Genomic DNA, 13,534 nt, shown 5'->3' on the forward strand with positions numbered 1-13,534 from the left:
AGATATAATAATAAATTTAATTTATATTTTCAAGGTTAAAATCATATAGCACAAGGGGTTTACTTAAGTGTCTTCTCGCAGAAGGTGGAACTTCGTAAAATCCTTCTTTTAAATCCCTTTTTAATTCATTCAATTCGATTTCATCATAATTAAGCTTTTTACCACAAATATTACATTTATAACCACTTTTTAATCCTTTAGCTTTCAGGGTTCCGCCACAAACACAGGATTTGTTCTTTTCATATATTTTTTGAAGTGTTACTATTTTTAATTTCTCGATGTTTATTTCGAAAGGCTCTTCTCGAACTGTTCCGTAAACTCCAACAAGATCGCCACATATGAGTTTTCTTACAATATTTCTAAATTCTTTAGTTGGTTCATAAGCAATACAGTCTATTTCGCCAGTAATATCTTTTATTTTAAATACGACGTGTCCACCAGTTATTTCTTTTGGATTTTCAACAATTTTACCATAAGAAATAACTCCAGTATCTGAATAAATATCTTTTATTTCAGAAAATCTCAAATGAACGTCAGTTCCCTGATTTGTAATAAAAATCTGGCATTTATCAACTTCACCGGAATTTACAATATTTTTTGCTTTTTCTAAAATTTCCCTTGAAATTCCCCTTATTCCATAAAGAACCGGACATGGCGTGTGCGGAGTAATTATCGATTTTTTTCTATCAATATTATTAAAAGTAAATGGAAATGTTTCTAAATCCATTTTTATTATGGACTCGGCATCGATTTCTCGCTCAGTTCCCCATTTTTCGCTTTTTCGGTATGATAGAAGTTCATATGTAAAAGGCGGTTTTGAAGCAATTGCACCAAGAGATCCGATTATCCCGTGTCCTTTTTTGTATTTTATGTATTCTGCACCGATTTCATTTAAAACCTTTTCAGAATCGTCCACTTTTAAAATATCGTATAAAACTGAAGTATAATAACTTTCAAGCGTTTTTTTATTTTTTTGATAGTTTTCTTCGCTTAAAAAAACAATTCCAGGATTTGTATTTTCACAGTCAAAATCGCTGAATTTTTCAACTGTTTCAATTACCAGTTTTTTAATGGATTCAATTTCGGATTCACTTAATTTTTTTTCATCTTCAATAATCCGTAAACAAACCCCGCCATTTCCCCGGGTTTTATATTTAACCATTGGATTCATCCTGATTAACTTTGGGGCATCCATTTCATAGTTTTTTTCAAGTTCTTCCTGAAGGAGGGTTCCAACATAGGTCGTGCAGTAGTGTTCCCTACTATCTGTGTCGTCAATTCCAATATACATAATTACCACTCAAAATCGGTAAAATTTAAATTAAATTTAATTTAGAAATTTTTCTTCCCTTAAAAACATATTTATGTAAACATCACTATCAAATTATATAAAACTAATTTTTAAATGGAGATTATCATGAAAACCCTTTTCATTCAAAATGCGAGAAAAAAAGAAAGTAACGATATAATTAACCAGTTTAGGAAAGAAAAACAGTTTAAATTTAGAAATAATAAAATAAGGCAGAAATTAAGCGAACTGCCGATAAATATTAACAAATTTATTTTAGATATGGAAAGATTTGACGGAACACTTAAAAAATACCCGGAAGATTTCATTGTTGAAGAGATAACTTCTGAGGAAACGGTTTTAGAAGTTGGAAAAGAAATTGGTTTTAAAGATGTTGAAACGTGGCACGGTTCATTTATCCATTTTACAGTTGAAAAAACGAACTGGAACACGATGGATGCACTAAAACAGATTGTAAAAGCAACAAAAACAAAAAGGAAGAATTTTGGATTTGCAGGAACCAAAGATAAATTTGCTGTAACTACACAGAGATTTGGATGTTTTGGCATTAAAAAAGAACAGCTTGAAAATATCAAAATTAAAGATATTGTAATTCGCGATGTTCAAAAATCGAACAAAAAATTAAGAATGGGCGACCTCTGGGGAAACAAATTCACGATAAAAATTAGAGACCTTGATCTTTCAAAAAAAGAAATTGAGAGAATTTCTAATTTAAAATTGGATTACGTATTAAATTACTACGGAATACAGAGATTTGGGCTTGTTAGACCGATTACCCATATTGTTGGAAAATTTATCTACGAAAGAGATTTTGAAAGCGCGTTTTACACTTACTGCGGAACCCCAATAAACGAAACCGGCGATTCCCTTGAAGCTAGACAGCTTGTTGATATGGGCGAATTTAAAAAAGCTTTGAAATTATTTAATAGAAACCATGACTATGAAAAAAGGTTGATTCAGCAGTATTTAAAATATAAAGACTTTAAAATGGCTTTTACTGCATTACCCCCGCAGTTAAACAGCATGTTTGTAAATGCGTATCAGGCATACTTATTCAATGAAATGATAAACAAAAGATTTGATTACGGGTTTGATGTAAAAGAAGGAGATATTTTAGAAGATAACACTCCAACAGGAACCCTAATTGGATACGATACCAAATTTAGCGGTGGAATTCAAGGCGAAATTGAAAGAGAAATTTTTGAACGGGAAAATCTTGATTTAAAAAAATTCAAAATTGAAGACTTTGGAAATTTCTACGGAACAAGAAGAAAACTGGTAACTCCAATTTATGACTTTAAAAGCAGCTTTGATGACAATATTTTTGAATTAAGCTTTAAACTCGAACGCGGAAATTACGCTACAATCGTTACAAGGGAGTTTACCGGAAATTTGAGTTAAATCAAGTATATATAATAAAAAATATAACATTACTTGGCAGTTGATTTCGTGATACTGTCACTAGCAGTTCTACCTACAAGGCGGCCATCTTGAGTATCTGTTGAGAGTCAATGAAAACATGGTTTTCCAAAGGTAGATACATTAATCCTGCTTTTTTGAAAAATTTAAAAAAAGATTTAGACGATTTTAAAGATTATTTTATATTTATTTGTATTATTCGTTGATTTTTTTTAAAAGCCACGCCATATTTTGGCCAAGTAGTTCCATTGTATGCAGTCCTTCAGCATCTTTTTGAACGTCTCCAATATCGAGCCCCATTCCCAAATTCCAGTAGTCTGAACCAACAGTTACCATCTGGTTTATTGAAAAGAAGTGGTTTAATGTATCAAAAACATGCGTTCCACCAGCTCTCCTTACAGACACAACTGCGGCCCCCACCTTTCTTTTTAAAATATCATCGTTTGCTTTTGCCACAAAGCCTACCCGATCGATTAATGCTTTCATTTCAGCAGTAACGTCTGTAAAATATGTGGGCGACCCTAAAATTATTCCATCAGCTTCAACCATCTTTTCTATGCAGTTATTTATAATATCGCACTCGATTATGCATTTATTGTTCAGTTTTTCAAAACACTTGTAGCATGCGGTACACCCCCGAAGCTTTCCACCGGCAATATGCATGTGTTCCGTAGAAATTCCTTCGTTTTTTAGCTCTTTTAACACCCTATCTATCAAAATAGACGTATTTCCATCCCTTCTCGGACTTCCGTTAAATGCAACTACCTTCAATATCCCACCCTCAAAAATAATCCATGTTTGATTTTATGGGTTTGAGAAATGATATATTTTTGCATTAATTTAATAAAAAAAGGTTTAAAAAAAGATTTATTGTTTTTCTACGATTTTTAGGTCATTTTCAAGATCATCTGAAAATTCCATGCTATAAAATTCTCCAGAAGTTGGAAGAACCATATAAAATTCTGGCGTTGTATCAAATGAAGCTTCAACAGACTCTATTTCAAAATCAAGAATGTGTCCTCCAGCCAATTTATCATCAGTTATGAAATGTAAGTGGTATAAAGGAACATTTAACCCAGACATAAATTCAGGAACCCAAAACCCAACAACAGTTCCAGAAACATTTTCAAATTCAAATACTGACTGATTTTTCACAACATCTACAAGTTTTTCATAAGGTTTTTCTTGGGATGGAACACTTCTCGTTTTCATTTTTGAGAAATTTCCTGTCAATTTTACTGCATAAACCATGTTTTTCGACGGGAATTTCGATTCAAAATAGGATTCAAATTCAGAAATATTCATATCATTTAAAAAATACGTTTCATCGCATTCAAATGAAGTAACCGTTGCAAACGGAGTAGTTACATTTTCAACCACATATGCAACACCATCTGCTTTAACCTGATAGCATATTCCATCCAAAACAACCATTTCCCCATCGAGTTTGTCAAAAGTACCTATTCCAAAATCCCCGTGAGTTACAAGTTCATCCACAGGAATAAATCCATCATATATGCTTTCCATCAATGCATTTATCGTAGATACTTGATATAAAACATCTGAAATCTGTTCTGACTTGATTTCGGAATTAGAACCATCATTCGTAGAGATGCAACCGGAAAATAACACCATCATGATTACCAATAATTTTACAAATACATTCATATTATTCACCTGTTTTAAATGAAAATACTTATAATTAAAAGGTTATAAATAATAAATGATTTGGTTTTAGGTGTAATTTATGAAATGGCTTGAAGAATTGATAGATTTACTGGAGTGTCCGAATTGTAAGGGCGATTTAGAACTTTTGGGCAACAAAGTATGCTGTAAAAATTGTAAAAAAATTTATTCTATTAAAGATAAAATCCCAGTACTTCTTGATGAATAGGTGATTTTATGAGATGTTTCCTTGCAATTGAATTAAAATCTGAATTAAAGGACATTTTGGAAAATTTAAAAAAACAATTTAATTTAAAAGGCATAAAAACAGTTGAAAAAGAGAATTTGCACATAACTGTAAAATTTTTAGGCGATGTTGACGATAAAAAACTTGAAGAAATACTTGAATCTGATTTAAAAATTGAAAAAGTTATTTCTGAAATAAAAGGAGTTGGAACGTTCCCAAATGAAGAATACATCCGGGTAATATGGGTTGGAACTACAAATCTTGAAGAAATATTCAAAAATATTGATGAAAAACTCTTTAAATTGGGTTTTAAAAAAGAAAAAAGTTACGATCCACACATTACCCTTGGAAGGGTTAAATTTATCGAAAATGATTCAAAAGAAACTTTAAAAAATTTAATTGAAAAGAATAAACACGTGGATTTTGGAAAAGTCGAAATAAATTCAATTTCTCTAATGAAAAGTACGCTGACTAAAGAAGGCCCTGTTTATGAAACCGTTAAAAAGTGGGACTAAATTAAAGATATTCTGAAGTGTACAACATTCCATAATGCCCAGTTATAATATTCTTTTTTAGAGATACAATTTTTTGAATTGATTTTTTTGAAAGTTCAAGATCTATTGCAATTGGAAGATCCAAATTTTCTAAAACATTTTCCTTACGATGAACTGCAGCAGGTGCAACCACGTAATCGTCATACATTACAGAAATACTGTCGAAAGTGTGCCCCGGAGTCCATAGTATATCTATCTCCGGATCTTTGAATTCATTTATGGATCCATCAGAATACCTAACAACTTTGGCATTTCTAAAAAGGTCGTTATTTCCATTGTGGTTGTTGTGATTATGCGAACTTATAACATAATCGATATCCTTTAATTTAACGTCCAATTTATTCAAATTCGAGATTATAATCTTCTTCTTATCCCTTGAAGAAGTATCAACAATTATTTTATTCTCTGATGTTTCGATATATGTACAAGATGAACTCGGGCCCACAAACATGCCATTTTCCTCATCGAGATATGTAATCGAACCATCATAAAGTAGTTTTAACAAGTAATCACTTCCATAATATTAAAAGTAATTTAGATTTTAAGTTAATAAAGTTATTTTTTCAATCCACCACGAAGAGTTACCGCGACACCGTAATCGAATTCCATCAATTCACGACCATTGAGTATTGTCGTACCGTATGCGAGTAACTCATCATCAGAATTTACAACCAATACTTCTTCAAATGGCCTTAATTCTGGATCGCAGTCTTTAACGAATTTTGAATAAACGGATTTTCCAGCTCTTGCATATTCTTCAACACTGCTGTCAATTACAATTCTGTACTTTGGAAACTCGAGTTTTTCATGTAAAAGTTCAGCACCGGATTTTGCAGGAATTAAGAAGTTATCGTTTGCTCTTAAGGTAAACAAAACCTCTTTTTCAAGTAAAAGATTTCTAATTCTTCCGGTATTTTTGCTTCTTCTTGTTTTTACTTTTTCCATTAACTCTTCGTCGAGTATTTTTGCTCCGTACTGGTATTCGAGCATTTTTCCAACTCTGAATACATCAGGATTAATTTTATCGCACTCTTTTTTCTTACCGTAGTGATTTATGTAGTAATTGTATGTACTTATATCGAGTATTTTTTCAGAATGTTTTTCCTTAAATTCGCTTACAAATTCATTGTTGTATTTTTTTTCAAAATCATACAAATCAGGCACTTCATTTTGAGCTAATGGATACATTGTATCTATATTTAATGGAACTAACCCAAATACGCCATCTTTTATAAGTACGTCAACATCACAAGGAACATTACTTAAATTTTCATGATAAGGTTTTGAAGTGTTTTCAGAAACGCTTGTTACGTAGATTTTATCGTACTGAATTCTATCAAGCCTTTGTTTGTGCCTGTATATTTCAGGCCGATTCATGCTTTCATATCCTGTGTAGAAAAATCCTGACTTTTTAGAAACAGGGTCGTGTTTTTCGATAAAATCCATGTATTTTGAAATAACTCTCAAACCATTCAAAAGTTTAGGGTGGCTTCTGCATCTCTCTTCAACGAGTTCCCAGAGGTTTCCTTCTTTTATTGCATTTTTAATTCTGTCAATTTCTTCAAAAGTAACGTAGAGATTGTGTTCTGCAAGTAATCTCGTTTTTTCCTTTTCTTCCAAGTTGTAGAGCTGTTTTGGAGTGTATTCACTACATACTTTACAGGTGCAAGGGAAACTTTTCAAATCCTTCATGTCTTCAAGGTGGAGTGTTCCATCTGCTGTTAAATATCTTCCATTTTTAGCGTAAAGAGCATATGCTGCACTATCAAATAAATCACATCCAAGAGCAACTGAAAGTGCAAATAACATCGGGTGTCCGCATCCAAATAAGTGAACAGGCTTGTTTGTTGGTAGATGCATTTTTGAATTTAAAATAACTTCTGCAACTTCTCGATACCTATAATCTTCCATTAAAGGAACTACTGCGCCAATCGGGTAAATATCAAAGTCCATTTTACCCATAACTTCAGCACTTTTCTGCCTTAAATCCAAATATTTTGAACCCTGAATAGTTCCATTAAGTGCGAGTTTGTATCCCATTTCTTTTCTTCTTTTAATCGAGTCTTCTGCTCTTTTAAAAGTTTCAATTAGATCGCTTTCAGCTTTTTCTCTTGAAACATCCGGACCAGTTGGGATATCAAGTATTGTTCCAACATCTACACCGATTTTTTCCTGAAAATCGATTATTTCCATTGGGCCGACATTTACGTCCCCATAAACGCTCAACTGGAATGAACCGCTGTCAGTTACAACAACATTTTTAAAGTCTATTAATTCATGAATTCCTTTTGTTTCCGCAATTTCTCTAAGTTCGGGTGTCGTGTACGTTATATACGAATTTGTAATTACAACATCTGCCATTTTATTTATTAAATCCATTGAAACAGTCTGTTTTTTAGGATTTGGATGAATTACGGGCATAATCGTTGGAGTTTCAATTTTTTTTCCGTTTATCGTGATACTCCCGAGTCTACCCATTGCGTCACGAGCTTTTATTTCAAACATGTTTCCACCATAAATTAAACTTCATAATCGTAAAAATCGATAATTTTCAATAATAATCCCAAATGTTAAAATAGCAATTAACTATTAGATATATTACTTCATATAAAAAGAGGTTCTTATTTAAAATATTTTTGGTTGGCGAGAAAATGTATGAACAGGCTATTGTTATTCGAAATGATCTAAAAATGGGAAAGGGGAAAATGGCGGCTCAAGCCTGTCATGCATCGATTCAAGCTTTTTTACACGCTCAAAAAATAAGTTCATCTGCGGTTAGTGGCTGGATGAATGAAGGGCAGAAGAAAGTTGTTTTAAAAGTAAATTCTGAAAAGGAACTTTTAGAAATATTTAAAAACGTCAATATCGAAGGACTTCCATGCAGTTTGATAAGAGATGCTGGAAGAACCCAGGTTGAACCCGGAAGTCTTACTGCTGTAGGAATTGGTCCTGAAAAAGAAGAAAAAATTTCAAAAGTTACAAAAGATTTAAAATTACTTTAAATTTTAAATTTACAAGAGTTTTGAAAAATTTAAGCACTATTAATAAATATTTGAAAACAAAATAAATAACATACAAAATTTAAGTCTAATCGATTCTTTTATTCTTTAAGAGTTAATTTTAATCTGGTGATAATTGTGGCTGTTAAAATTGCAGAGCTTACCTGCGGAGCAGAATACAGTGGTGTTCAAGCTGAAATTGAAAAAGCTGCGAAAGAAGTCGGTGGAGAAATTGTATATCCTGAAGTCGATTTAGAATATATCGATAAAGTTAACGACTATTTAGGATTTGAAGTCGCGTCTGCTAACTTAAAATTAATGTTTGCAAGAGCAATGTCAATTATTGAAGGAAATACTGATGCAGAAGCAGTTTTTATTTCAACCTGCTTTAGATGTGCCGAAGGAGCCCTTGTAAGAAATGAAGTTAGGAGATTGATACAGCAAAACACTGATTTACCGGTTGTTATGTATTCGTTTACCGAAAGAACGAAAGCTTCAGAGTTACTTACAAGAATGGAAGCACTTGTTACGATTGTTGATAAAAAAGCACTTCTTGCAAGGAAAAAACAAGATGGAGTAAGTTTAGGTCTTGATAGTGGTTCAACTACAACAAAAGCCGTTATTATGAAAGATAACGAGGTTATAGGAACCGGTTGGGTTTATACTAAAGATGTTATCGAATCTGCACAAGAAGCACTTGATGCTGCTTTGAAAGAATCCGGACTTAAAATGGAAGATATTGAAACAATTGGAACTACAGGTTATGGTAGACATACACTTGGAGACCACTTTAAAGCTGATTTAGTACAGGAAGAATTAACTGTTAACTCAAAAGGAGCTGCATTTTTAGCAGGTGCCCAGAAAGGAGAAGCTACCGTGATTGATATTGGTGGAATGGATAACAAAGCAATTTCACTAAATAATGCGATTCCCGATGGTTTTACAATGGGTGGAATCTGTGCAGGTGCAAGTGGTAGGTTCTTTGAAATCACTGCAAAAAGACTCGATGTTTCAATTCAGGAGCTTGGTGACATTGCAGCGACTGGCGACTGGCGAAATGTTATGATGAACAGCTATTGTATCGTATTTGGAATTCAGGATTTAGTAACTGGTCTTGCAGGAGGTGCTACACCAAATGACGTTGCCGCGGCTGCTGCCCACTCTGTTGCAGAACAGATTTACGAACAGCAACTTCAGGAAGTTGATGTACGGGATCCTTTAATTTTGGTTGGTGGAAGCAGTCTTTTAAAAGGAATGGTTCTTGCACTTGAAGAAATACTCGGTAAAAAAATAATAGTTCCAAAATATTCTCAATATATCGGTGCAGTTGGTGCAGCATTGATCTCTTCAGGATATCGGAATCTCAAAAAATAACTTTTTTTGGTTAGTTAAGCTAATAGGTGTGGCTTTATGGACAGTAATATCGATGTTGAAATATTATCTATACTATCAGAATCATCTGCCCCAGTCGGTGCAAAAATAATCGCAGATGCACTGAAAGACAGAGGTTATGATATAGGGGAACGGGCGGTTAGATATCACTTAAAAGTACTTGATGAAACCAGCCTTACTAAAAAATTGGGATATTCAGGAAGAGAAATCACTGAAAAAGGAATTGAAGAACTTGAAAAAGCAAATATTTCATTTAGGATTGGTTCAGTATTTTCACAAGTGATTGAAAAACTTTATTTATCAGATTTTCCTTCAAAAGTTCTTATAAATACTGCAAAATTTGAAGGGGACTATAAAACAATAAAAGAACTTGTCTTAAAATCATTTGAAGCCGGTTATTCTGTAGGAGATTACCTAAATATCAAGAAAAAAGGATATTCAGTATTCGTTGAAACACTTTGTAGTATCACATTCGATAATTTTCTATTGAAAAACGGAATAATTCCTACCCCTGAATACGGTGGAATCGTTAAATTTGAAGACTACGAACCTGTAAATTTTGAAGGAGTAATTGAATTTAAAAGTACCTCAATTGACCCATTGGTTGCATTTATCATGCAGGGAAAAACGGATGTAATTGGAGTAATTGAAAATGGAGAAGGTCTCGTTCCTGCAAACTTTAGGGTAATTCCAAAATCAAGTGAAAAACAGTTTGAAAATATTCTTAAAAAAGATATGTTAAATTCTGTTTTGGCATATGGCACTGAAAACGTACTTGGAATGAATTTAAATCCCGAACAGATTGGAGTAGTGTTGGTTGGTGGATTAACGCCGTTATGTATTCCACATGAATCAGGATATACTGCAGACATCAGTGCTGCCACACAACTTAAAGATATTTCTTCGATGGAGAAAAAAACAAAAGGATTCCTTGAACCAAAGAAAAAGAAAGGAAAATTTAAGGTAACTCCAGTTTTATCAAAAATGCTTTCGAAAATGCAAGCCGTAAATTACGATATTGAAGATAAAAAAGGCAATGTAGTTGTAAATACTGCAAGAGTTCCGATTGAATACAAAGAAGAAGCAATAAACGCATTAAAAGACAGCTACGAAAATAAACTCGCAATTTCAGATAGATTAAAAATAGAATATGACGGAGAATTCTTAAATGCATACACAATCTGTTCATTAACCGTTGATGGGGTATTCTTAAAGAATAAAATCCCCGTAATCCCCTACTACGGTGGAATTTTAGAAGTTAAAACAGATAAAAAACGGTTTATCGAAGCAATTGACTACGAAGGAACTTCTCTTGACCCTCACGAAGTATTTTTCAATAAAGCTGATGGTAAAAACTACATTTTAGCCGGTATTCGAAAAGTTCCGATGTCTGCAACCGAAAAATTAATCGAACTTAACGAAAAACTTGGCTGGAATTCGATAATTGAAATAGGGCGGCCAAATAACGACATTTGCGGCGTTCGTGTTGAAAAATGTATGTTTGGAATTACCACGATTGGTGGAACAAACCCATTTGCAAATATGCGCAAAAATAACATTCCAGTAGAAATGAAGACCCTTCACAGATCAATTGACTATTCAGAACTAACGCATTATGAAGATATTTAAATTTTAATTTAAGGAGATATTTATGGGAAAAAAGGACAAAAGATGGGTTCTTCAAAGGAAAAACGACCATTATTACAATCTAGCAAAAAAAAGAAATTACAGGTCAAGAGCAACGTACAAACTATTCCAGTTGAATGAAAAATTCAATTTAATAAAGGAAAGAAACGTTGTTGTAGATTTAGGCTGTGCTCCAGGAGGATGGCTTCAGGCTGCACGAGATATTGTGGGAGAGAAAGGGTTTATCGTTGGAATTGATTTACAGACTGTAAAGCCACTACCTTATGAAAATGTCATTGCAATTAAAGGCGACATGACAAAAGAAGAAATTTTAAAACAGGCTAAGGACTTACTTCCAGAAAAACCTGACGTTATAATCTGCGATGCATCTCCAAACATCAGCGGGGTATGGGATGTAGACCATGCAAGGTCCCTTGAACTTACAACTATGGCACTCATGACTGCAACAAAAATGTTAAAAAAAGGCGGAAATTTTGTTGTAAAAGTATTTCAGGGCGATTTGTTCGAAAAATACGTTCAGCTCGTTTCAGAATACTTTGATAAAGCATTTACGACAAAACCAAGAGCTTCAAGAGACGAAAGTGCCGAAGTATATGTGATTGGAAAAAGATTTAACGGCAGAAAATTTGACATAAATTCAAAATCGCCAATCGTAAAACTGCTTGATACCAATCCAGAAGAAAAAGAAATTACGAGCCCAAGTTTAAGAAAAGAAATATCTAAAGAAGATAGCGGACTCATGATCAAAAGAATAAAGGAAATGAGATCCAAAAAAGAATAATTTTTGCATTAATATAAATTTAATACTTTTTTAACACTAAAAAAAATTAAAATAAATTTTATTTCCAGAGTCTAAGTTCACTTCTTTTGACATCCTGTCTGTGTCTTTCTAAAAATTTATACATTTTTGAGTGCGACGTTCCCCTTAAGAGCATTTCAATTGCATCTTTTGCAATCTTTGCAGTTTCGATTTCCCCGATTATTGAAACGGTTTTTCCGTAAACTGAAATGTGCGTTGAAGTTAATTCTTCAATGTACCTTCTTGATTTTCCGCCACTCCCAATAATCCTTCCTTTTAATCTTTGAAGAGCTTTATCGGAATTTCCGTATTCTGAAATATCTATTACTTCGAAGGCATATTCATCTGAAACCAGTTTTAAAGCTTTTTCAGGATTAAATCCTCTTCCAATAGCTTTTACAATATCTCTTGCTTTCCAGAGTGCCAAAGGGTCTTCTTGATCTTCAGTTGAATAAATACTAACTTCTCCTTCGGAATCGATTTCTAGTTCAACTCCAAGCTCACTTTCAAGCTGTTTTCTAACTTCTCCGTGAGTTCCAATAAGGATACCGGTTCTCTCTTTTGGAATCTTCACTACTTCCACATTCTCGTACATAATATCTCACCAATTACGCAATTAAATTTCATTAAATATTATATAATCACTACTTAAAAAAAGATGTTGTAAAAAATTTTTTAATACGTTTTTGCCATTTCTTCATCAATTAATTCCAGTTCTTCTCCTGAAACAAATTTATAGAACTCTTTGTAATCCGTATCAATTCCTTTTCGTTTAAAGAAACTGCAGACATTTTTAACATCCCGAATAAGGAGAGTTTTCGAAAGAGGATGTTCTTTAACGACCCCTTGTGAAAAGTCAATGTATACGGGCTCATCTTCATGAACTAAAATATTATATTCTGACAAATCCCCGTGAACTAACTGAGCATCATTATATAATACCTTCATATCTTCTCGTATCATTTCGTAGAATTCGGAATAATCGACTTCGATATCTTTTAATCTTGGAGCTGGAACTCCATCTTCATGAACCATATCCATTAAAAGTATATTTTCCCGTTTTAATAGTGGTTCTGGCGTGTTTATATAATCTCCCGCTCTTAAAAGGTTTCTAAATTCTTTTTCCACCCATGCAGTTATAATCTGTCGAGTACTGCTTCTTCTAAGGTGAAATCTAGGGTCTCCCTGAATATACTTCCACATTGTTTTAAAATCACATGTAGAAACACGATAAACCTTCAGTGCGTAGAGTTCATCTTCTTTATTTGCAGAAAACACAACAGCTTCCTTTCCAGAATTAACAACTCCAGAAATTTCATCGATATGTTTTGCAACAAGTAAATTATAGATATTTAGGAGAGTTCGTTGATCAAAAACTTCATTTTCGGTTTTTAATTCTTCCAAAAACTTCTTTTTTCGCTCAACTATCTTTTTTTGAAATTCCCTATCAAGTTGTTTTTCTTTTTTATCTAAATCCATTTTAAGGACATCTTTCATCAATAT

14 protein-coding genes are annotated in these 13,534 nt (G+C 33.0%); 7 read left to right on the top strand and 7 right to left on the bottom strand.

The genetic code is table 11. The features are described 5' to 3' along the window. Positions 1-16 precede the first annotated feature (16 nt). The gene (locus tag HNP90_RS08205; RefSeq protein ID WP_012068157.1) at positions 17-1,291 is read right to left on the bottom strand and encodes a TiaS agmantine-binding domain-containing protein; all 1,275 of its coding nucleotides are present in this window, start codon (positions 1,289-1,291) and stop codon (positions 17-19) included. Positions 1,292-1,417: 126 nt separating this feature from the next. Here HNP90_RS08205 and truD point away from each other — a divergent pair, with 126 nt between their 5' ends. Beyond that, entirely contained in the window at positions 1,418-2,710 is a 1,293-nt protein-coding gene (gene truD / locus HNP90_RS08210) for a tRNA pseudouridine(13) synthase TruD (protein WP_012068156.1), read from the top strand. Between the two features lie 213 nt (positions 2,711-2,923). On the opposite strand, the gene HNP90_RS08215 is transcribed toward truD, so the two are convergent. Next, complete coding sequence (locus HNP90_RS08215) at positions 2,924-3,499, bottom strand: flavodoxin family protein (RefSeq protein ID WP_012068155.1); 576 nt, start codon at positions 3,497-3,499, stop codon at positions 2,924-2,926. 96 nt (positions 3,500-3,595) lie between these two features. Further along, positions 3,596-4,396 carry an acetolactate decarboxylase gene (gene budA, locus HNP90_RS08220; protein ID WP_012068154.1) on the bottom strand — a complete coding sequence of 267 codons (801 nt, stop codon included), beginning with the start codon at positions 4,394-4,396 and terminating at the stop codon, positions 3,596-3,598. A 79-nt stretch (positions 4,397-4,475) separates the two neighbouring features. On the opposite strand from budA, the gene HNP90_RS08225 reads away from it, so the two are divergent. Next, positions 4,476-4,622 carry a Trm112 family protein gene (locus HNP90_RS08225; protein ID WP_012068153.1) on the top strand — a complete coding sequence of 49 codons (147 nt, stop codon included), beginning with the start codon at positions 4,476-4,478 and terminating at the stop codon, positions 4,620-4,622. 8 nt (positions 4,623-4,630) lie between these two features. Continuing rightward, the gene (gene thpR, locus HNP90_RS08230) at positions 4,631-5,155 is read left to right on the top strand and encodes an RNA 2',3'-cyclic phosphodiesterase (protein WP_012068152.1); all 525 of its coding nucleotides are present in this window, start codon (positions 4,631-4,633) and stop codon (positions 5,153-5,155) included. 1 nt (position 5,156) lies between these two features. Here the strand turns inward: thpR and HNP90_RS08235 are convergent, their stop codons facing one another. Together HNP90_RS08235 and tgtA are read right to left on the bottom strand one after the other, a co-directional pair. Further along, a complete protein-coding gene (locus HNP90_RS08235) occupies positions 5,157-5,699 on the bottom strand; it encodes an MBL fold metallo-hydrolase (protein WP_012068151.1) in 543 nt (180 codons plus the stop codon). Between the two features lie 50 nt (positions 5,700-5,749). Further along, positions 5,750-7,699 carry a tRNA guanosine(15) transglycosylase TgtA gene (tgtA, locus tag HNP90_RS08240; protein ID WP_012068150.1) on the bottom strand — a complete coding sequence of 650 codons (1,950 nt, stop codon included), beginning with the start codon at positions 7,697-7,699 and terminating at the stop codon, positions 5,750-5,752. Between the two features lie 146 nt (positions 7,700-7,845). Here tgtA and pth2 point away from each other — a divergent pair, with 146 nt between their 5' ends. The 4 genes from pth2 (at position 7,846) to HNP90_RS08260 (ending at position 12,013) form a co-directional block, all read left to right on the top strand. Further along, the gene (gene pth2 / locus HNP90_RS08245) at positions 7,846-8,196 is read left to right on the top strand and encodes a peptidyl-tRNA hydrolase Pth2 (protein WP_012068149.1); all 351 of its coding nucleotides are present in this window, start codon (positions 7,846-7,848) and stop codon (positions 8,194-8,196) included. A gap of 135 nt (positions 8,197-8,331) precedes the next feature. Beyond that, positions 8,332-9,567, top strand: coding sequence for a methanogenesis marker 15 protein (locus HNP90_RS08250; RefSeq protein WP_012068148.1), 1,236 nt, complete (start codon positions 8,332-8,334; stop codon positions 9,565-9,567). 36 nt (positions 9,568-9,603) lie between these two features. After that, a complete protein-coding gene (nrpR, locus tag HNP90_RS08255; RefSeq protein WP_012068147.1) occupies positions 9,604-11,214 on the top strand; it encodes a global nitrogen regulator NrpR in 1,611 nt (536 codons plus the stop codon). A gap of 22 nt (positions 11,215-11,236) precedes the next feature. Next, positions 11,237-12,013, top strand: a complete 777-nt coding sequence (locus tag HNP90_RS08260) for an RlmE family RNA methyltransferase (RefSeq protein WP_012068146.1) — start codon at positions 11,237-11,239, stop codon at positions 12,011-12,013. Between the two features lie 58 nt (positions 12,014-12,071). Here HNP90_RS08260 and HNP90_RS08265 read toward each other — a convergent pair whose 3' ends face one another. Together HNP90_RS08265 and HNP90_RS08270 are read right to left on the bottom strand one after the other, a co-directional pair. Further along, positions 12,072-12,626, bottom strand: coding sequence for a KH domain-containing protein (locus tag HNP90_RS08265; RefSeq protein WP_012068145.1), 555 nt, complete (start codon positions 12,624-12,626; stop codon positions 12,072-12,074). Between the two features lie 80 nt (positions 12,627-12,706). Further along, positions 12,707-13,528 (bottom strand): serine protein kinase RIO, encoded by an 822-nt coding sequence (locus HNP90_RS08270; protein ID WP_012068144.1) that lies wholly within the window; start codon positions 13,526-13,528, stop codon positions 12,707-12,709. Positions 13,529-13,534 lie beyond the last annotated feature (6 nt).

Origin of the sequence: Methanococcus maripaludis, from assembly GCF_013760955.1 — an archaeon.
Lineage (GTDB): Archaea > AGJL01 > Methanococci > Methanococcales > Methanococcaceae > Methanococcus > Methanococcus maripaludis_A.

Bases quoted from the DNA above. Each gene is read 5' to 3' on its own strand.
- HNP90_RS08270 (WP_012068144.1), bottom strand. From the start codon at position 13,528: ATGAAAGATGTCCTTAAAATGGATTTAGATAAAAAAGAAAAACAACTT.
- tgtA (WP_012068150.1), bottom strand. From the start codon at position 7,699: ATGTTTGAAATAAAAGCTCGTGACGCAATGGGTAGACTCGGGAGTATC.
- pth2 (WP_012068149.1), top strand. From the start codon at position 7,846: ATGTATGAACAGGCTATTGTTATTCGAAATGATCTAAAAATGGGAAAG.
- HNP90_RS08265 (WP_012068145.1), bottom strand. From the start codon at position 12,626: ATGTACGAGAATGTGGAAGTAGTGAAGATTCCAAAAGAGAGAACCGGT.
- truD (WP_012068156.1), top strand. From the start codon at position 1,418: ATGAAAACCCTTTTCATTCAAAATGCGAGAAAAAAAGAAAGTAACGAT.
- HNP90_RS08205 (WP_012068157.1), bottom strand. From the start codon at position 1,291: ATGTATATTGGAATTGACGACACAGATAGTAGGGAACACTACTGCACG.
- budA (WP_012068154.1), bottom strand. From the start codon at position 4,396: ATGAATGTATTTGTAAAATTATTGGTAATCATGATGGTGTTATTTTCC.
- HNP90_RS08260 (WP_012068146.1), top strand. From the start codon at position 11,237: ATGGGAAAAAAGGACAAAAGATGGGTTCTTCAAAGGAAAAACGACCAT.
- nrpR (WP_012068147.1), top strand. From the start codon at position 9,604: ATGGACAGTAATATCGATGTTGAAATATTATCTATACTATCAGAATCA.
- HNP90_RS08225 (WP_012068153.1), top strand. From the start codon at position 4,476: ATGAAATGGCTTGAAGAATTGATAGATTTACTGGAGTGTCCGAATTGT.
- thpR (WP_012068152.1), top strand. From the start codon at position 4,631: ATGAGATGTTTCCTTGCAATTGAATTAAAATCTGAATTAAAGGACATT.